The sequence below is a fragment of the Aliiroseovarius salicola genome, from assembly GCF_027891095.1.
Classification (GTDB): Bacteria; Pseudomonadota; Alphaproteobacteria; order Rhodobacterales; family Rhodobacteraceae; genus Aliiroseovarius; species Aliiroseovarius salicola.
The window spans coordinates 29,442-47,050 of sequence record NZ_JAQIIO010000003.1 but is presented as its reverse complement, the minus strand read 5'-3'; the positions used below and the strand labels follow the sequence as shown (position 1 = coordinate 47,050).

At 56.6% G+C, this 17,609-nt stretch carries 14 protein-coding genes; 10 read left to right on the top strand and 4 right to left on the bottom strand.

Annotation, left to right across the window (positions count from 1 at the left end):
* The first annotated feature begins 104 nt into the window (after positions 1–104).
* On the top strand, positions 105–1,472 hold the full coding sequence (locus O2N63_RS06370) for an MATE family efflux transporter (RefSeq protein WP_271053407.1): 1,368 nt from the start codon (positions 105–107) through the stop codon (positions 1,470–1,472).
* A 117-nt stretch (positions 1,473–1,589) separates the two neighbouring features.
* Positions 1,590–2,240, top strand: a complete 651-nt coding sequence (locus O2N63_RS06365; RefSeq protein WP_271053406.1) for a hypothetical protein — start codon at positions 1,590–1,592, stop codon at positions 2,238–2,240.
* An 81-nt stretch (positions 2,241–2,321) separates the two neighbouring features.
* On the opposite strand, the gene O2N63_RS06360 is transcribed toward O2N63_RS06365, so the two are convergent.
* Genes O2N63_RS06360 through O2N63_RS06345 form a run of 4 tightly spaced genes read right to left on the bottom strand, consistent with a single transcriptional unit; the run spans position 2,322 to position 6,545 of the window.
* The gene (locus tag O2N63_RS06360) at positions 2,322–3,104 is read right to left on the bottom strand and encodes a dimethylarginine dimethylaminohydrolase family protein (RefSeq protein WP_271053405.1); all 783 of its coding nucleotides are present in this window, start codon (positions 3,102–3,104) and stop codon (positions 2,322–2,324) included.
* A gap of 14 nt (positions 3,105–3,118) precedes the next feature.
* Entirely contained in the window at positions 3,119–4,717 is a 1,599-nt protein-coding gene (locus O2N63_RS06355; RefSeq protein WP_271053404.1) for a 5-guanidino-2-oxopentanoate decarboxylase, read from the bottom strand.
* Positions 4,714–5,901: a pyridoxal phosphate-dependent aminotransferase gene (locus O2N63_RS06350; protein WP_271053403.1), complete on the bottom strand. Its 1,188-nt coding sequence runs from the start codon at positions 5,899–5,901 to the stop codon at positions 4,714–4,716. The genes O2N63_RS06355 and O2N63_RS06350 overlap by 4 nt, the downstream gene beginning before the upstream one ends.
* The gene (locus tag O2N63_RS06345) at positions 5,898–6,545 is read right to left on the bottom strand and encodes a TetR/AcrR family transcriptional regulator (protein WP_271053402.1); all 648 of its coding nucleotides are present in this window, start codon (positions 6,543–6,545) and stop codon (positions 5,898–5,900) included. The genes O2N63_RS06350 and O2N63_RS06345 overlap by 4 nt, the downstream gene beginning before the upstream one ends.
* Positions 6,546–6,634: 89 nt before the next feature.
* Here O2N63_RS06345 and O2N63_RS06340 point away from each other — a divergent pair, with 89 nt between their 5' ends.
* The 8 genes from O2N63_RS06340 (at position 6,635) to cphA (ending at position 17,605) form a co-directional block, all read left to right on the top strand.
* Complete coding sequence (locus tag O2N63_RS06340; protein ID WP_271053401.1) at positions 6,635–7,429, top strand: ABC transporter ATP-binding protein; 795 nt, start codon at positions 6,635–6,637, stop codon at positions 7,427–7,429.
* A 46-nt stretch (positions 7,430–7,475) separates the two neighbouring features.
* Positions 7,476–8,246: a transporter substrate-binding domain-containing protein gene (locus O2N63_RS06335; protein ID WP_271053400.1), complete on the top strand. Its 771-nt coding sequence runs from the start codon at positions 7,476–7,478 to the stop codon at positions 8,244–8,246.
* A gap of 8 nt (positions 8,247–8,254) precedes the next feature.
* Positions 8,255–9,004, top strand: a complete 750-nt coding sequence (locus tag O2N63_RS06330) for an ABC transporter permease (protein WP_271053399.1) — start codon at positions 8,255–8,257, stop codon at positions 9,002–9,004.
* Complete coding sequence (locus tag O2N63_RS06325; protein WP_271053398.1) at positions 9,004–9,789, top strand: ABC transporter permease; 786 nt, start codon at positions 9,004–9,006, stop codon at positions 9,787–9,789. The genes O2N63_RS06330 and O2N63_RS06325 overlap by 1 nt, the downstream gene beginning before the upstream one ends.
* A gap of 99 nt (positions 9,790–9,888) precedes the next feature.
* Positions 9,889–11,958: an oxidoreductase gene (locus O2N63_RS06320; RefSeq protein WP_271053397.1), complete on the top strand. Its 2,070-nt coding sequence runs from the start codon at positions 9,889–9,891 to the stop codon at positions 11,956–11,958.
* Between the two features lie 710 nt (positions 11,959–12,668).
* Complete coding sequence (gene iadA / locus O2N63_RS06315) at positions 12,669–13,835, top strand: beta-aspartyl-peptidase (RefSeq protein ID WP_271053396.1); 1,167 nt, start codon at positions 12,669–12,671, stop codon at positions 13,833–13,835.
* Positions 13,836–13,889: 54 nt separating this feature from the next.
* On the top strand, positions 13,890–14,780 hold the full coding sequence (locus tag O2N63_RS06310; protein ID WP_271053395.1) for a cyanophycinase: 891 nt from the start codon (positions 13,890–13,892) through the stop codon (positions 14,778–14,780).
* A 20-nt stretch (positions 14,781–14,800) separates the two neighbouring features.
* A complete protein-coding gene (cphA, locus tag O2N63_RS06305; RefSeq protein WP_271053394.1) occupies positions 14,801–17,605 on the top strand; it encodes a cyanophycin synthetase in 2,805 nt (934 codons plus the stop codon).
* Positions 17,606–17,609: the final 4 nt, after the last annotated feature.

The window sequence follows — 17,609 nt, the reverse complement described above, 5'->3', positions numbered from 1 at the left end:
CGTCTTGGGGGTGGGATTTTGACGAGTCCCCCCAGTCGTTTCGCTTTCCCCTGTGGCCGATGAAGGTGCCGCACCTCACAGGCTGAAACAAAGGAACCAGACCAATGTCACTCCTTGACCTTGTCCCATTTTCCCGTCCCGGCATGTCTCAGCGCATCACGGCGACGCTGCGCAATTCACAAATCCCGTCAATTCTCAGCCTGTCGCTGCCAATCGCCGGAGTTTGTCTCGCCAATATGGCCATGAGCATCACCGACACGGTCATGGCAATGGGGTTCGGAACCAAGGCTCTGGCGGCGATTGCGGTAGGGGCAGATTTCTATTCCATTGCCTTCTACCTCCTAACCGGTCTCATTGCCGGGATTGCACCCGCCTATGCCGCAGCGAGTGCGGGCGGTCGGGAAAGCGATCTGCGAAAACTTCGAACAGTGGGCTGGGTGGTATCCCTGATACCGGCTTTCGCGGTGTTTCCAGTGATCTGGTTCGCACCGGTCTACCTGTCCTTCATCGGTATCGACACTTCGATCCTGGAAACCGGGGCTGGATATATGCGCGCCATGGCGATCACGCTGATTCCAATGTGCATGCTGTGCTTTTTGCGTATGAGGTTGACGGCGGTTGAGAAACCCGGCGCCATCCTGCGTGTGACCCTGACAAGCGTCCCGGTGAATGCAGGTCTCAACTACTTGTTCATGTACGGTTTTCTCGGTTGGTCCGGTTTGGGCGTAACGGGTGCGGGGATTGCCTCAATCGTAACCGCCTGCTTCATGGTGTCGATGCTTGCGATAATGGCCCATGCCCATGGTGACCGGGGGCTGGCATTGAGCATCGACTGGGCCGTCGTCCGTGAAACCATCCGTATTGGTTTGCCGATCAGCATCATGACGCTGGCCGAGTTGGGCGTTTATATGGGGTCGACCCTTTTCATTGCGGGTTTCGGACCAGAAGCAACCGCGGCACATGCGCTTACGCTGCGCATTGCAGGCGTGGCATACGCCTTGATTGCCGGTCTTTCTCAAGCCAGCACCGTGCGCATGGCTCGCAGTTTTGCCGAGGGCGGGAAAATGCTGAAGAAAGAAACCGTCCGCGCCTCCGGCTTCGTCGCCCTTGGCAGCGGGATTTTTCTTCCGGCACCCCTGATCCTGGCAGCTCTCGCAAGCCAGTCTGCCCTGCCCGCGGTTGGGCTTTCACCAGAAGCCACCGAGATAGCCTTCTGGCTTTTGATTGTGCTTGCCGCAACTGAAATCATCGAGCCGATGGGCTGTGCCGCCTCTGGCCTGCTGCGGGGATGCAATGACACGAAAGTGCCGATGTATTTCGCGCTCCTGGGCAACTGGGCCGTCGGAGTGCCGATCGGCCTGATCCTGTCGATGCCGTTCGGCATGGGAGCGGTTGGTGTCTGGATCGGGCTCCTTGTCGGCCTCTCGACAGCCGCCGTTCCAACCATCGCCCGTGTCCGACACCATATCTAAAGTTGCTCGGGTAAATGAGCAGACCCGAGAAGATCAAGAGGCGTTCGTCAAGAAAGCGTACGTGAGGCGGGAAACGACAACACCTATCAAGCCTTCTGGAAGCCAAAGCTAGAGCGCATGACGATGCTCCGCCACATCAGGTTTGCCATAGGATTGCCTCCGGCAAGGTTCAACTGGACCAGTAAATCGGCCCGTTTATCACTGAAAGGAAAGATCATGTTCTTGAAATCCATCCCCCCTGTCACCGCCGTTATCATGGCACTTTCGCCTCCCGTTCTGGCCAACCCTTGGCACACGTTTGAAGTCGCCGAAAGCCCGAGCGCATTTACGTTTCTTACCGCATCAGACATCGAAGTGAACGGTGATTCAATCTATATCCACCCGTTTGTGAGCCACGGCTACATCTACCCATCCGGTACGCTTGTGGAGGGTGTGAAAGGTGTCACAGAGGTCGGTGATCCGGCTTTTCCAAGCCAGGTCATCGGCACCTGGTCCAGTGTCGGCTGGTACGTAAGCGTGAGTGGTAAAGCCGCAACCACAATGCGGATCAACAGCCAACAAGTTTTTAAGTTTGAGAACGGAGATTCACTGATCACCTTTGGGCCTGAGAGCACCCAACCATTGGAGAGCACTCAGAGAGTTGTTACAGAAGGAACAGGGGAGTTCGAGGGAACCATTGGCATTATGACCCAAACACTTCTGGATGTGAGTGAGCAATTGAGCAACTCCATTTCCTTCAAAATGCCTTCGTTGGGAACCGGGATGTGACGGATATCGGGCCGCTGCTTCGGCAAGCATTGTAGCAAAACCGCTCTTGGGGAATTGCCGATGCCCAATTGGTGAGGAAAATCAAAAGCGCAGCGAAAGGCATGACATACCACCATCCAGCTTGGCACATTCGGAATTGTTGATCTCGACCACCTCGAAGCCGGCCTTATCGAGTGTTTCAGCCGTACGAGGAAATCCGGCTGGCATTAGCACCAGCTCATTGAAGCGGATAGTGTTTGCCGCCGCCTCTTCCCCTTCTGCGGTATTGATGACACGGTATCCTTCGAAACAGCCTGATGCCTCAAGCCGTTTGGTAGAGAGAATTGTTTCCCCGTCCAAAAGCGAGCAATCGGTTTTGAAATGCAGGACACCGGGGGGTGTGAAGACCTCCCGTAGGCTGTGGCCCCAGTCGGAAATGATACTTAACAACTCCGCGACGCCTGCCGCATCGGTGCGGGCAGAGCGCCCGACGAGGATTTCGCGATCAGTGACCAGTATATCCCCCCCTTCGATGTGGCCCGGTCCCTCGATCCGGCGAACATCCCCATAGACCTGACGCAGGGCGGTTTCCATCTCGTCCACTTCCCCCATTCGAGAGGGCGCCCCCGGGCGCATAAGGATGGCGCCTTGCGGCAGGCAAAGCGCGGTGTCCTCAACAAACACCCCATCCGGGTAGTCGTCCAGTGGTGGGAGTTCTATCACCTCGGCACCGGTCCGTTTCAAGGTCGCAACATAGTGGGCATGGTCGGCAAGCATCTGTGCCAAATCCGGTGTGCCGATGTGTTCGGCGCGCAATCCATCCACGATACTGGCGGCGGGACGGCGCGTAATGGCGCGGGAAAATTCGAAAGTGGTGTTGGTCATTCTTCGAAGCCCTGTCAATTGGTGGCGGTAAATTTGGGAGCCCGGATTTCGATCATCACCGGACCGGGCGTTTCTGTGGCGGTTTTCAGGGCAGACACAAAAGCTTCCGTTTCCGGGGGGCATACACAAAAGGGGATTGCGCAGGACGCTGCAACTGCTTTGAAATCCGGCGGCGTGGGGTCACATCCCACAACGGTCACACTCACCGCTTGCATTGATGTTTCGATCTCTTGATAGCCATGATTGTTCCAGACAATGAAAATAATCGGGAGACCTTCATCTTTTGCGGCCATCAGCTCGGGAAGGCTGAACTGGGCCCCACCATCCCCTGTGATGCAGATCACAGGCGCATCATCTGCGGCCAAGGCAGCCCCGATGGCTGCGGGAATGCCATAACCCAAAGCGCCAAACCCTGTTGCGGCATTGAACCAGCCCCCGGGGCGGTCGTGATCATAGTAGAGGTTTCCGGCGTAAATGGGCTGAGCGGAATCTCCAACGACGATCGCCTCTGGGACGACGTCGCGCATCGCATTTAGCAAAAGCGTGAGCTGCTGCATCTCCGGGCCAATTTCATCGAAGGCCCGTTGGCGGCTTTGATCCGCGCGTTGGGCGCCAGTACCGTCGTTCAGGCTCGTTTGAATTGCCGCATTCAGGCCTGTCAGCACATCGGCCGCATCACCATGGATGGCCAGCGCGCTCGGATGGCGCGCTAGTTGCTCCTCGCTGATATCGACGCGGATGAGATTGCGCATGTGCGGCATGGTGCCGGTTGCATACATATCATAATCGGTGGGACCCAGCTCGGTTCCCGCCGCCAGCACCACATCCGCCGATCCGATCAGGTCACGGACCGCTTGAAGGCTGGGGCTTGCCGGAATGCCGAGGGGGTGGCTATGAAGCAGCCCCCGCGCATTGACGGTCTGCACCACAGGCGCGCCCAGTTTCTCGGCCAGCTCTCGTACCAGATCCGGTGATTTGCGGATGCCACCGCCCGCAAGGATGACGGGTCGCTTGGCCGATTGCAGCATCTCGACAGCGCGCGCAATCTTGTGTTCATCAGGAGCGATCCCTTCCCGATCCATTTGTATGTCGGTCTGAGCATCAAACGCATCGCCAGCCACATCCAATGGAATTTCGATATGAGCAGGGCCCGGACGCTCGGCCGAACAGGCCTGAAATGCCGCTTCGATGGCGGGCAGAAGGTCGCCCCCGGTTTCGATCCGTTCTGAACTTAGCGCAACCAGACTGGCCAGGGCCTGCTGGTCAGGCAGCTCATGCAGGTGCCCCATGCCTTTCCCAAGACTGGGCAATGTATTCACGCCGGACACCACCAGCATGGGCACGGAATCGGCGCGGGCTTGCCCCATGGCCGTCAATGTGTTGGTCAGGCCAGGACCGGTGATGACAAACGCGACGCCGGGGCGACCTGACACACGGGCATATCCATCCGCCATGAAGCCTGCCCCCTGTTCATGCCGGGGGGTAACATGACGTATGCCTGATCCAGCGAGCCCACGGTAAAGTTCAACCGTATGAACCCCCGGAATGCCAAAAACCGTATCAACACCCCGCTTTGCGAGTTGGAAAACAAGCTCTTCACCGATACTGCTCATGCATTCTCCATCTGCAATTGGTTTGCGTGCTGGATGATGCGATCACAGGCGACTTCAAACTTTCCGTCATCCACAGTCAGCGCGACGCGCACCCATTCACCAATTGTAGTGCCGAACGAGACACCCGGCATAACCGCCACGCCGCCATGTTCAAGCAGGCTCAACGCATAGGAATTCCCGTCCATCCCGGTAGAGGCAACGTTGATCATTGCGAACATGCCGGCCTCGGGCTGATGCACAACAAGACACGTCTCACGGGACAGGCGCCGGTGCAGCAGCGCCGCACGGGCGGAAAAGCGCTCGCGCATTCCCTCTGCCACCGTCGATCCATCACGAATAGCCTTTTCGGTCATGTCAGCAATGAAGGGCTGGTTGCCGAACAGCATGGTTTCAGACAGAGGCAAAAGCGCATTGGTAAATGCCGCCGGACCGATGCACCAGCCGCTGCGAAAGCCGGGAGCGGCATGGGATTTAGAAATTGAGGACACCACAATTACTCGATCAGCAAGATCTGGCCGCGACAGAGGAGAGGTGAAGCTTGAGGCTTCGAAAATAAGCTCTTCGTACACCTCGTCGGAAATGATCCAAAGATCGTGCTCCCGCGCCAATTTCCCAATTTCCTCGATATCGGCAGCCGTCAGAATGGCCCCGGTTGGGTTGTGAGGGGTGGTCAACAAGATCGCTGTTGTTTTTGAGGTGATCCGTGCGGCAATATCCTGTGCGCTGATGCGGAAACCGTTTTCGGGCTTTAAAGGAACAGGTACCACATCTGCCCCGGTTGCGCGGATAACCCCTTCATAGGTTGCGTACATCGGATCCCCGACAAGGACCTCATCACCGTTTTCCGCCACGCCCAAGAGCACAGTAAAGAGCGCCGTCTGCGTGCCGGGAAAGCAGAGCACCTGATCGGTGGTGATCTCGCGACTGGAGCTGCGCGAATAGCGTTCGGACAACGCTGCACGCAAACCCGGCTCGCCCCTGCCGCTTGAATAGGTTGTGCGGCCCTGACGCATGGCGTTGGAGGCCGCGTCGATTAGAACTTCAGGGGTTGGCACGTCCGGTTCGCCAATCGTCATCTCGATGATATCGCGACCTTGGTCAACCAGCTCCTTTGCTTTCAGATACACTTCCCATTTGGCGCCTCCCAATCCGGACAGGCGTTTTGTTATTTCCGTGTTTTTCATGAGGAACCTGCTGTGATTTTCAACTTCAACCCAATAATGGCGCCTACTGATTCCAGGCCAATTTCCGGCAATTCGTTAGGCTCGAATGCAGTTGGCAGCGCACCACCTTCCAGCCAGAGACCGTCAATTACTGCGTTACTGGCGATCGCCATACGCCTCAGATCCTTTGTCGACACAAGGATATCTGCCTCCTCCAAGGTGGCCTTGATCAGGCCTTCAAGCCGGTCACGGAATTCGTAATATGTCTGCTCGTGCATTTTCTGCATTCGTTCATCTTCACGAACTTTGTTCAGAAAACTTGCCCAAACAACGACAGAACTGGGGTCTACAACCGGCGGACTAAGTGATGCTGCAACGAATGCACTAAGACGCTCGATTGGGGATAAGCTGGCAAAGTCGGTGGATGCGGAGGTTAATTCGGTCATGCACCCCATATGGTGCTCATAAGCCGCTGCAATCAAATCCTCTTTGGTCGAGAAATAATGCCGAATTAAGCCCTGAGTGACATCTGCGCGCTTAGAGATTGCGCGCACGGTTGCCCCGCGAACACCGTGCTCCGCGATCAGAGAAAGCGTGGCCTGAATCAGGTCATCTTTACGCTGCTCCGCAGTTTCGCGCCTGAATTTGGGTGAAGTATCGGACAAACTTTTTCCTCGACATTCGAAATTATACACTTGTATAAAAACGGAGAGCGGGCCTTAATGCAAGTTGAAAAGTGAGGGAAATCGTGAAAATGGCAGAGTTGGGAGCCGAAGAAATTGACACCCAGAACGCGGATGAAGAAGCCATTCGCGTGACTGACCTTCGCAAATCTTTTGGCACGCTCGAAGTTCTGAAAGGCGTATCGCTGACGGCCCACAAAGGCGACGTGGTCGCAATCATCGGCGGAAGCGGATCGGGCAAATCCACCTTCTTGCGCTGCGTCAATTTTCTGGAAACCCCCAGCGCTGGCCAGATCATTGTCGGTGGTGAAGAGATTAAGATGCGACCAGACGGATCCCCCGCTGACCGGCGGCAGATCGAACGCATTCGGACGCAATTGGGGATGGTCTTTCAGGCCTTCAATCTCTGGACCCACCGCACCTTGCTGGAAAATGTAATCGAGGTACCGGTTCACGTATTGAAAGTCCCACGCGCTCAAGCGATCAAACGCGCCGAGGAGCTGTTGGACCGGGTTGGGTTGGGTGACAAGGCTGACGTGTTTCCGTCATTTCTTTCCGGTGGCCAGCAGCAGCGCGCCGCGATCGCGCGCGCCCTTGCTGTAGATCCCCGCGTCATGCTGTTTGATGAACCGACAAGTGCCCTTGATCCTGAGCTGGTAGGTGAAGTTCTGACCGTTATTCGCGACCTCGCAGCCGAAGGGCGCACCATGCTTTTGGTAACCCACGAGATGAAGTTCGCGCGCGAAGTCGCCAACCACGTTGTTTACCTTTTCGAGGGGCGCATCGAAGAACAGGGCCCGCCAGCCGAGGTTTTCGGCAACCCCAAATCAGCCCGACTAAAACAATTCCTAAAGACCGTCGGCTAAGGCCACAAAGCTAAAAAACAAAGACTTCAACAAGGGAGAATATCTAATGAAACTCACGAAACTGCTTGCGGCTGGTCTGGCCGCTTCAATTTTGGGGACCGGCGCGGTTTCGGCCGAAGAGGTCAAGATCGGCATTGCTGCAGAACCTTATCCACCGTTCGCATCACTTGATGCCTCGGGCAGCTGGGTTGGCTGGGAAGTCGAAGTGATCGGTGCCATTTGCGCTGCCGCCAAACTTGACTGTGTGATTACGCCCGTGGCGTGGGACGGGATCATTCCCTCTCTGACCGGGCAGCAGATTGATGCGATCATGGCGTCGATGTCGATCACTGAAGAGCGCATGAAAACCATCGACTTCAGCAATCCCTACTACAACACCCCGGCGGTGATCGTAGCGGACAAATCCATGGATATTGAACCGACCCCGGCATCTCTTGCAGGAAAAATCGTCGGCATTCAGGCATCGACCATCCACCAAGCCTATGCGCAAGAGCATTTCTCCGAGTCCGAGATCCGGGTCTACCAAACTCAGGATGAGGCCAACCAGGACCTGTTTGCCGGGCGGGTTGACGCCATTCAGGCCGACAGCATCGCGATGGCAGATTTTGTTGCAAGTGACGCTGGGGCATGTTGCGAGATCAAAGGGCCGGTCGAAAATGACGTGTCTATCCTTGGTCGTGGCGTCGGTGCCGGCGTTCGCAAAGGCGACGACGCGCTACGTGAAGCCCTGAATGGCGGAATTGCGGCCATTCTGGCGGATGGCACCCACGCCGAGATCACCTCGCGTTATTTCTCGGCCAGCATCTACAGCGAATAAGGTGCACCTTGGAACCATTGCTTGAATTGCTGGGTCTGGCCAAAAGCGCCGAGCTTTTGTCGCTTTCTCCTCCCGGATGGGGTGGCAACCTCCTGCGCGGCCTTGTGAACTCTTTGCAGATCGCCTTCGGAGCGTTCGGATTTGGGCTCGTGATCGGGCTGTTCGGAGCATATGGAAAACTCTATGGCGGGGTGGTCATTCGTGATCTCCTCGCCATTTACACGACGGTCATCCGAGCGGTGCCAGAGCTGGTTCTGATCCTGATCCTGTATTATGTCGGCACTGACCTCGTGAACAAAATAGCACAGGCCTTTGGCTATGGGCGGGTTGAAATCTCGGGCGTTTTTGCAGGTATCTGGGTGCTTGGCATCGTTCAGGGGGCCTATTCGACCGAAGTATTGCGCGGTGCCATACAGGCTATCCCGCAGGGTCAGATCGAAGCGGCGCGCGCCTTTGGAATGCCGTCGCTAATGCTGATGCGGAGGGTTACCATTCCCGCGATGATGTCCTTTGCTGTTCCCGGTCTCGCCAATCTGTGGCTCATCGCAACCAAAGATACCGCATTATTGGCAATCGTTGGGTTTAGTGAACTGACGCTGGAAACCCGGCAAGCGGCGGCCAGTACGCGGGCATATTTCACATTTTTTCTTGCCGCAGGTGCGCTTTACATGATGGTGACACTGTTCTCGGGCGCTGCGTTCAACCGGATCGAAAAATGGGCACGTCGTGGTCAGCCTTCGCTCAGGGGGAAAAACTGATGTTCGACTTGCGAGACCTGATGAAACCCCACCGGATCGTCCTCATGCTGATCTTCGCAGCAATCGTGGTGTGGTGCGCATATACGCTGCGGTGGGACTGGATCCCAACCTACGCACCGCTGGCAATCGAGGGGCTTTGGCGCACGATCTGGATCCTGATCGTGACCACGGTGCTTGGGTTTTTTCTGGCGATACCTTTAGGTCTCGCCCAGGCGATCGGCCCTTGGTATCTGGCGGCCCCGGCCAAGGTCTTTTGCACCATCATCCGTGGGACGCCGTTGTTGCTGCAAATCTGGTTGCTGTACTATGGTCTGGGGTCTCTGTTTCCTCAGATCCCCTGGATCCGGAGCAGCGAGCTTTGGCCTTACCTACGCCAGGCCTGGCCCTATGCCGTTCTGGCACTGACCCTGTCCTATGCAGGGTATGAGGGCGAAGTCATGCGTGGGGCGTTTTCCGGCGTCAACAAAGGCCAGCTGGAGGCAGCCAATGCGTTTGGCATGCCGCGCCTAACCATGTTCCGACGGATCTGGCTACCGCAGGCCATCCGCAACGTTTTACCGACACTGGGTGGCGAGACGATCCTGCAACTCAAAGCGACGCCTCTTGTCGCAACAATCACGGTGGTTGAGATCTATTCGGTCTCGTCCCGTGTCAGGGCAGACACCTTCATCGTCTATGAACCGCTGCTTTTGCTGGCTGTGTTCTACATGATGATTGCAGGCGTAATCACATTGCTCTTCAGGCGGTTTGAACAACAGGTGCCGGGGAGAGCTACCGGTAAGTGACATCGCAAGGGCCTGCCCATTCAGGACAGGCTCTCAGACTGGGCCGCGCTGACAGTTTTCCACCGCGGTCCACGCCTCCCAAACAATCAGGTCCTTCCGATGAGAGATCCAAGTTACGACATACTCTTCCAACCTGTGAAAATCGGCCCTGTCACGGCCCCCAATCGCTTTTATCAGGTTCCACATTGCACCGGTATGGGACATCGATACCCGAAGTCCGAGGCGCATCTGCGTGGCATCAAGGCCGAAGGGGGCTGGGGTGTGGTTTCGACACAGGAAACCGAAATCCATCCGACTTCAGATATCACCCCGGCCAATGAAGCGAGGCTGTGGGACGACACCGATATCGCGGCCCTGCACCTTGTCACCGAAGCAGTCCATGCTCATGACAGTCTTGCGGCCATTCAACTGGCCCATAACGGGTTGCACACCGCCAACCGCTATTCTCGCTGTATTCCCCTCGCGCCCTCTTCCGCCCCCGTCGGCAGCGACGACCCGGTGCAGGCGCGCGCTATGGACAAGGCGGATATTCGTGAATTCAGGCGTTGGCATGTCGATGCCGCACGACGCGCGAAGTCGGCAGGCTTTGATATCATCTATGTCTATGCGGGCCATGACATGACACTGCTTCAGCATTTTCTGTTGCAGCGCCATAACCATCGAAGTGATGAATACGGAGGTTCGTTTCGCAATCGGCTGAGACTGTTTCAGGAAGTGATCGCGGATACCAAGGACGCAGTTGGTGACACCTGTGCCGTGGCGGTCAGGCTCGCTGTGGATGAGCTTCTTGGTGCCGAAGGCATCCGTTGTGACATCGAAGCGCGTGAGATCATCGAAGCGCTCGCCGAGGAGCCCGATCTCTGGGACGTCAACCTTTCGGACTGGTCAAATGACAGCCAAACCTCTCGGTTTGCAAAAGAAGGGTATCAAGAAGCCTATACCGGTTTCGTCAAGTCGGTAACGACAAAACCGGTGGTTGGCGTTGGTCGCTACACCTCTCCTGATACTATGGTGCGCCTGATCAAGAAGGGCCATCTGGACCTTATCGGAGCGGCCAGACCATCCATAGCCGATCCATTCCTGCCAAAGAAAATCGAGGAAGGTCGACTGGATGAGATCCGCGAATGCATCGGGTGTAATATCTGTGTGTCAGGAGATAACACCTGCGTACCGATGCGCTGCACTCAAAACCCGACAATCGGTGAAGAGTGGCGACGTGGATGGCATCCCGAAATCATGACACAGAAAGCCCCGCCAAAAGACGTCTTGGTCGTTGGCGGAGGTCCCGCCGGGCTGGAAGCGGCCACTTCGCTGATCCGGGGGGGCAGCAACGTGGTATTGGCTGAAGCTGGAAACCACTGGGGAGGACGGGTGACGCGTGAAAGTCAGTTGCCCGGACTGTCAGAATGGGCGCGGGTGCGAGACTGGCGGCTGGGGCAGCTAAAACAAGCCTCAAATGCAGAGCTGTATCTGGAAAGCCCGCTTACAGCTTCTGAGGTGATGGAGTATGGGTTTCCGCATGTTGTGCTGGCAACCGGATCCTATTGGCGGGCGGATGGCGTTGGCCGAACCCACAGACGACCTTTGGCCTTTCTTGACAACAACTGCGTGCTGACACCCGACGATGTGATGGCGGGTAAGCTCGATACCGACAGGTCAACAGGTCCGATCGTCATCTTTGACGACGACCGGTTCTACATGGGCAGTGTCCTGGCCGAACTGGCGGTCGCCACATCGCGCAAAGTGGTTTTGGTTACGCCTTCACCGGTTGTCGCACCCTGGTCAGATCACACGCTGGAACAATCCCGCATTCAGAAACGGATGATCGATTTAAATGTCGAGATCATCCCCTCAAGCCGTCTGGAAAATCTCGTCAATGGCAGGCTAACGATTGAATGTGTATATTCGAGCAGATCACATGAAATCGAGTGCGCTACTCTGATAACCGTCACCTCTCGTCTTCCGAATGATACTCTCTGGACCGAACTGCAAGAGCATCGGGATCACTGGCCCGAGGCTGGCATTCAATCAGTTGAGCGCATCGGAGATTGCCTGGCGCCTGGACTCATCGCTTCCGCTGTCCATTCGGGCCACAAATTTGCGAGAGAACTCCTGGGAGGGGGTACCGAGATCGTTCGGCGAGAGGACGTGAACGTTCAGGGCTTATAACCAGCAATCCGAACCAGTTTCCGCCCCCAACCGTCCTTGTTACCTAAATTGCCAATTACTTCATTCACAGTGATATCGGGCTCGACCAGAAGCAATGCAGACCCGTGCTTCTCCGGCATACAGCTGCAAAATTCACCTTAATTGTCTGCGATATTCACTTTGTGACTTTGCACCAGTTCGTGCTTTAAGCTGGATACGTTAAGGTCAGGTGCGAAGCGAACACGCGGCGGAGCACAACATAATCCTGATCCAGCTCGACCCAATTGTCAGCTTCTATCGTATTGGCGTAGTCACCTTACACCCATAGTGAAACCCCGCTCTCCCTCCTTTCATACTCACACTCATCCACCGAGCGATCATTGAAGCTCTTATAATCACTCATGAATTCAGAGATTTCTTGGGAATGTTTTCGAGGTGATTGAATACCTCTCAGAGGCATTGTCACCCCGCACATGGAATACTTGGTCATTCGGGTGTCTTTCGCCAATCCACCGCCAAGTTGTGAGGCAAGCTGAGAAGGGTGAAAGCGGAGGTTCACCCAAACAAAACCTGGGGCTGACATGCTGACAAATCTGCTATTCGCTTCCATATTCCAAATGTCCACAAATGGCTTAAGGCCGACATGCGGGCTGTCTCGGAAATGGGGGTGGTATTTCGACTGGCTTGTGGTGCAATACGGATGTGATCACCCCTGTCGATGGAATTGAAACATGCTGAAACTGATCAAGAACGCTCTCATACATGCGCCGGACCCGTTGGGCATCGGCCACATTGTCATTGCGGGTGAACGTATCGTTTATCTTGGCAGCACGATGCCTGATCTGCCTGACCTGTTTGAGACTGAAGTTTTTGATGCCGAAGGCGCTCCTGTCGTTCCTGGGTTGATTGATGGCCATGCGCATATCACTGGCGGCGGCGGCGAGACCGGACCGGCCAGTCGCGTGCCGCCAATGGGCTTGTCGTCCTTTACCAAGGCCGGGGTGACCTCGGTTGTTGGCGTGTTGGGGACAGATGACCTGACCCGCAACACCCAGACCTTGGTGCAACAGGCCTATGGGCTGCGTGATGAAGGGCTTTCGGCCTGGTGTCACACGGGCGGTTACCATGTGCCCCTGACCACCCTGACGGGTTCAGCCCGTGGTGACATTGTGTTTCTCGATCCCGTCATCGGTGTGGGGGAGCTGGCGATCAGCGATCACAGATCGAGCCAACCAACCCTAGATGAGTTTCTTCGCATTGCCAGCGAGGCACATGTTGCGGGGCTGATGACCGGCAAGGCCGGGATCGTGCATTGCCATATGGGGGATGGCGAACGCGGGCTTTCGATGCTTGAACAGGCAATCGCAACCAGTGAAATTCCGGCCCGCGTCTTTAACCCGACCCATATCAATCGTAATAAGCCGCTGTTCGAACAGGCTGTCGCATTGGCGCGGCATGGCTGCTACGTCGACGCCACGGCCTTTCCGTGTGAACATGTGGACCCCGGAATATCAGCCGCAGACGCTTATCTGCAATTTCGCGACGCCGGGGACAAGGTCGACCGGTTCACCATCAGTTCCGATGGGGGCGGCTGCCTGCCGGCCTTTGATCACGACGGTAACCTGACCCGCTTTGGTGTGGGGCTTTGCGATATTCTGCCAGAAACGCTGGCAGAACTTGTGCGAGCCGGTGTGCCGTTGTCCGAAGCACTCGCCCCATTCACGTCGAATGTTGCCGATCTTTTGAAACTGCATCGCAAAGGCCGTCTTAAGGTGGGCATGGATGCCGATCTGGTGGTTCTTGACGAAAACCTTGCTGTACGGCATGTGATGGCTGGGGGGGAATGGCATGTCCGCGAAGGCCAAGTGGCCCGGCGCGGCATGTATGAACAAGGTTAAGCGACCGCGCGGTTCCCGATGACGGCCCGGTTCAGCTCCGGAAGGTAGTAATATATGTGCCCTGCACCAGTTGACGACAATACGCCACGCGGCTTCATCATCCCAATCGGGGGTGGCGAAGATCGCGTGAAGGAAATGCAGATCCATCGCAAATTTGTGGAGCTGTCAGGCGGAGAGGATGCCGATATTGTGGTGATCCCCACGGCCTCACAGCTTGAGGAAACAGGACCTGATTATAACCGCATCTTCTCGGAACTTGGGGCAGGCAAGGTCGAGTTTCTGCCGATCACCAACCGGGCGGATTGCGACAACCCCGATTATGCCGAGATGCTGGATCGCGCAACCGGGATCTTCATGACCGGCGGGAACCAACTGCGCCTGTCCGCGATTCTGGGTGGAACGCTGGTTGCACAGAAAATTCGCCGCCAAAATGCCGCGGGTGTGCCGGTTGCGGGCACCTCTGCCGGTGCTTCGATCATGTCAGAGCATATGGTTGCCGGTGGCAGCAACAACACCGCCCCTGCCGAGGGTAACATCACGCTGGCACCGGGTATGGGATTGACCAACGCCGTCATCATCGATCAGCACTTCACCCAACGCAATCGCTTGGGCCGCCTGCTAACTGCCTCATCCTTCAATCCTTTTTTGATCGGTCTGGGCATTGACGAAGACACCGCCGCGTTTATCGGGCCTGACAATATCCTTGAAGTGGTCGGCAGCGGAACGGTGTCTGTGGTGGATGCCAGCCACCTGACACATTCCTCAATGTGGGACGCGCGCGCCGGTGAAGCACTCAGCCTTCTCGGGCTTCGGCTTGACGTTCTGGGCGAAGGATGCCGTTATGATCTGACCGCTCGCCAGGCTTTTCCGCCGGATGAGCATCTGGCGTTCTGCACCTTACCGGACTTGTCCGGGGACGAGGCCGCCAGCGGGGGGGAACAATAAGCAGATAAACGGGGAGCCTCATGAAAATAATTTCAACCAATGTCTTTGTCGGTCCGAATGTTTGGGCCAGTTTTCCAGTCATTCGACATATCATCGACCTAGGTGTTCTGGAAGAATGGCCATCGGCGAAAATTGGTGCCGAGTTTATTGATGCATTGATTGAGGCCCTTCCCGGTCTTGCTGAACACGGGTGTTCATACCGCGAACCAGGCGGGTTCATTCGCCGCCTGCGCGAGGATGAAGGCACCTGGATGGGTCACGTTCTGGAACATTGCGCCATCGAAGTGCAGAATGTCGCCGGCACCGATGTCACCTTTGGTCGGACCCGCAGCACTGGCGTTCCGGGCCAGTACAATATGGTCTACGCCTATCGTCAGCGCGATGTGGGTCTTGCGGCGGGCAAGCTGGCGATGCGTCTTCTGATGCATCTGCTGCCGCAGAGCCTGAAAGACCAGACTGATTATGATTTCGACGATGACTTTGACTGGGAAGATGAATTGCGCAGTTTTGTTCTGCGCGCCCAGAGAAAGGAATTCGGCCCGTCAACCGGTTCACTGGTCAAGGCCGCCGAAGAACGTGACATCCCATGGATCCGCCTCAACGAAGGATCGCTTGTGCAGTTTGGGCATGGCAAATACCAAAAGCGCATTCAGGCCACGATCACCTCGGAAACCAAACATATCGCGGTCGAGATTTCTTGTGACAAGGAAGACACCCACAACCTCTTGAACGATCTGGGCCTGCCTGTGCCGCAACAGCGTATGGTCTATAGTGCTCGAGAAGCTGTGCGCGCTGCCGAACGGATCGGCCACCCTGTTGTGGTCAAGCCGCTGGACGCCAATCACGGGCGCGGCGTCTCGATCAACCTGAATTCAGCTGAAGAGGTCGAGGCCGGTTTTGCCGAGGCCAAGGAACATTCCCGCAGCCGTGCCATTCTGGTCGAAAGCTTCATCACCGGGTTTGATCACCGCATGCTGGTGGTCGACAACAAGCTGGTCGCCGTGGCCAAGCGGGTGCCCGGCCATGTTGTAGGTGACGGCAAACACTCGATTTCCGAACTGGTCGATATCGTGAACGAAGACCCCCGTCGGGGCATCGGTCATGAAAAAGTGCTGACCATGCTGGAAATCGACACTCAGGCCAAACGCCTGCTGGACGGTGCAGGTCACACCGCCGAGACCGTGCTGCCTGATGGCGAGGTCTTCTATTTGCGCTCAACCGCGAACCTCTCGACCGGCGGCACCGCCATCGATCTGACCGATGTGGTGCATCCTGACAACCGCGACATGGCAGAACGCGCCATCATGGCCGTTGGCCTTGATGTGGGGGGCGTTGATTTCCTGATTGACGACATCACCAAGTCATACAAGGAAATCGGTGGCGCCATTGTCGAGGTGAACGCGGCCCCCGGTTTTCGCATGCACGTCGCCCCGTCCGAGGGCGAGCCGCGCGACGTCGCTGGCAATGTGATCGACATGCTGTTCCCCGTCGAGGAACCTCGCCGCATTCCAATTGCGGCGATCACCGGCACCAACGGTAAAACCACCACGTCACGTATGCTGTCCCATATCATGAAGGCCAGTGGCAACATTGTCGGCCTGACCTCAACCGACGGGGTCTATGTGGATGGCAAACTGAGCGTGAAAGGGGACATGACCGGACCCAAATCCGCCCAGATCGTCCTGCGTGACCCACTGGTGGATTTCGCGGTCATGGAAACCGCACGTGGCGGGCTGGTACGCTCGGGCCTTGGGTATCAACGTTCTGATGTGGCGGCCTGTCTGAATGTCTCGGCAGACCATCTGGGATTGGGCGGCATCAACACGGTTGAGGAGCTGGCCGTTGTCAAACGCGTGGTTGTCGAAAGCGCCACGGGCACGGCGGTTCTGAATGCCGATGATATCAACTGTCTGAAAATGGCGGATTATGCCAATGCTCAGACGATTTTCTATGTGACGACCAACCCGAACAACAATCTCGTTAAGGAACATATCAAGGCTGGCGGCAAGGCGATTGTGCTTGAACAGGGCATGAATGGTGACATGCTGACCATCTATGATAACGGGATGCATATCCCGGTTCTCTGGTCGCACCTGATCCCAGCGGCGTTGGAAGGCAAGGCGATCTTCAACGTGCAAAACGCCATGTTCGCCACCGCAATGGCCTATAGCTTCGGCGTTGATCTGGACAATATCCGTCATGGTCTGCGCACCTTCGATACCAGCTTTTTCCAGGCGCCCGGCCGCATGAACGTATTTGACGAACATCCGTTCAAGGTGATCCTCGACTATGCCCATAACCCCGCCGCCCTTGGCGCGATGAGTGCGATGTCAGATCGGATGGATGTGGAGGGGCGCAAGATCTGTGTCCTCTCGATGCCCGGGGATCGGCGAGACGAGGATATTGCCGACGCTGCATCTGTTCTTGCCAACCACTACGACCACTATATCTGCAAGGCTGATGACCGCCGGCGCGGTCGGGGCCATGACGAGGTTCCGAAGATGCTTCAGGCGGGTTTGATCGCCCATGGAGTGACGGAGGGTTCGATCAGTGTCATCCCTGATGAAACTGAGGCTGTGAACGCGGCACTGGCCATGGCCGCCCCCGGTGATCTTCTGGTGATCTTTGGCGACAACACAACTCGGTGCTGGAAACAAATCATCCACTTCAATTCAGGGGAAGAGACGGACGAGGCCGCACCAGTTGCCGCCGCATCTCCCGAAGAAGATTCTGAATTTGAAGACCTGTTTGACAGTGACCAGACCCTGATCCGGGACGAACGCGGCGTTCGTCTAGCCCGTGACGTCAGCGAAGACGCCGACTGAGAGG

What these genes read in the sequence shown, in the direction of transcription:
- O2N63_RS06370 (WP_271053407.1), top strand. Translation starts at nt 105, where the DNA reads ATGTCACTCCTTGACCTTGTCCCATTTTCCCGTCCCGGCATGTCTCAG.
- O2N63_RS06365 (WP_271053406.1), top strand. Translation starts at nt 1,590, where the DNA reads ATGACGATGCTCCGCCACATCAGGTTTGCCATAGGATTGCCTCCGGCA.
- O2N63_RS06360 (WP_271053405.1), bottom strand. Translation starts at nt 3,104, where the DNA reads ATGACCAACACCACTTTCGAATTTTCCCGCGCCATTACGCGCCGTCCC.
- O2N63_RS06355 (WP_271053404.1), bottom strand. Translation starts at nt 4,717, where the DNA reads ATGAGCAGTATCGGTGAAGAGCTTGTTTTCCAACTCGCAAAGCGGGGT.
- O2N63_RS06350 (WP_271053403.1), bottom strand. Translation starts at nt 5,901, where the DNA reads ATGAAAAACACGGAAATAACAAAACGCCTGTCCGGATTGGGAGGCGCC.
- O2N63_RS06340 (WP_271053401.1), top strand. Translation starts at nt 6,635, where the DNA reads ATGGCAGAGTTGGGAGCCGAAGAAATTGACACCCAGAACGCGGATGAA.
- O2N63_RS06335 (WP_271053400.1), top strand. Translation starts at nt 7,476, where the DNA reads ATGAAACTCACGAAACTGCTTGCGGCTGGTCTGGCCGCTTCAATTTTG.
- O2N63_RS06325 (WP_271053398.1), top strand. Translation starts at nt 9,004, where the DNA reads ATGTTCGACTTGCGAGACCTGATGAAACCCCACCGGATCGTCCTCATG.
- O2N63_RS06320 (WP_271053397.1), top strand. Translation starts at nt 9,889, where the DNA reads ATGAGAGATCCAAGTTACGACATACTCTTCCAACCTGTGAAAATCGGC.
- iadA (WP_271053396.1), top strand. Translation starts at nt 12,669, where the DNA reads ATGCTGAAACTGATCAAGAACGCTCTCATACATGCGCCGGACCCGTTG.
- O2N63_RS06310 (WP_271053395.1), top strand. Translation starts at nt 13,890, where the DNA reads ATGTGCCCTGCACCAGTTGACGACAATACGCCACGCGGCTTCATCATC.
- cphA (WP_271053394.1), top strand. Translation starts at nt 14,801, where the DNA reads ATGAAAATAATTTCAACCAATGTCTTTGTCGGTCCGAATGTTTGGGCC.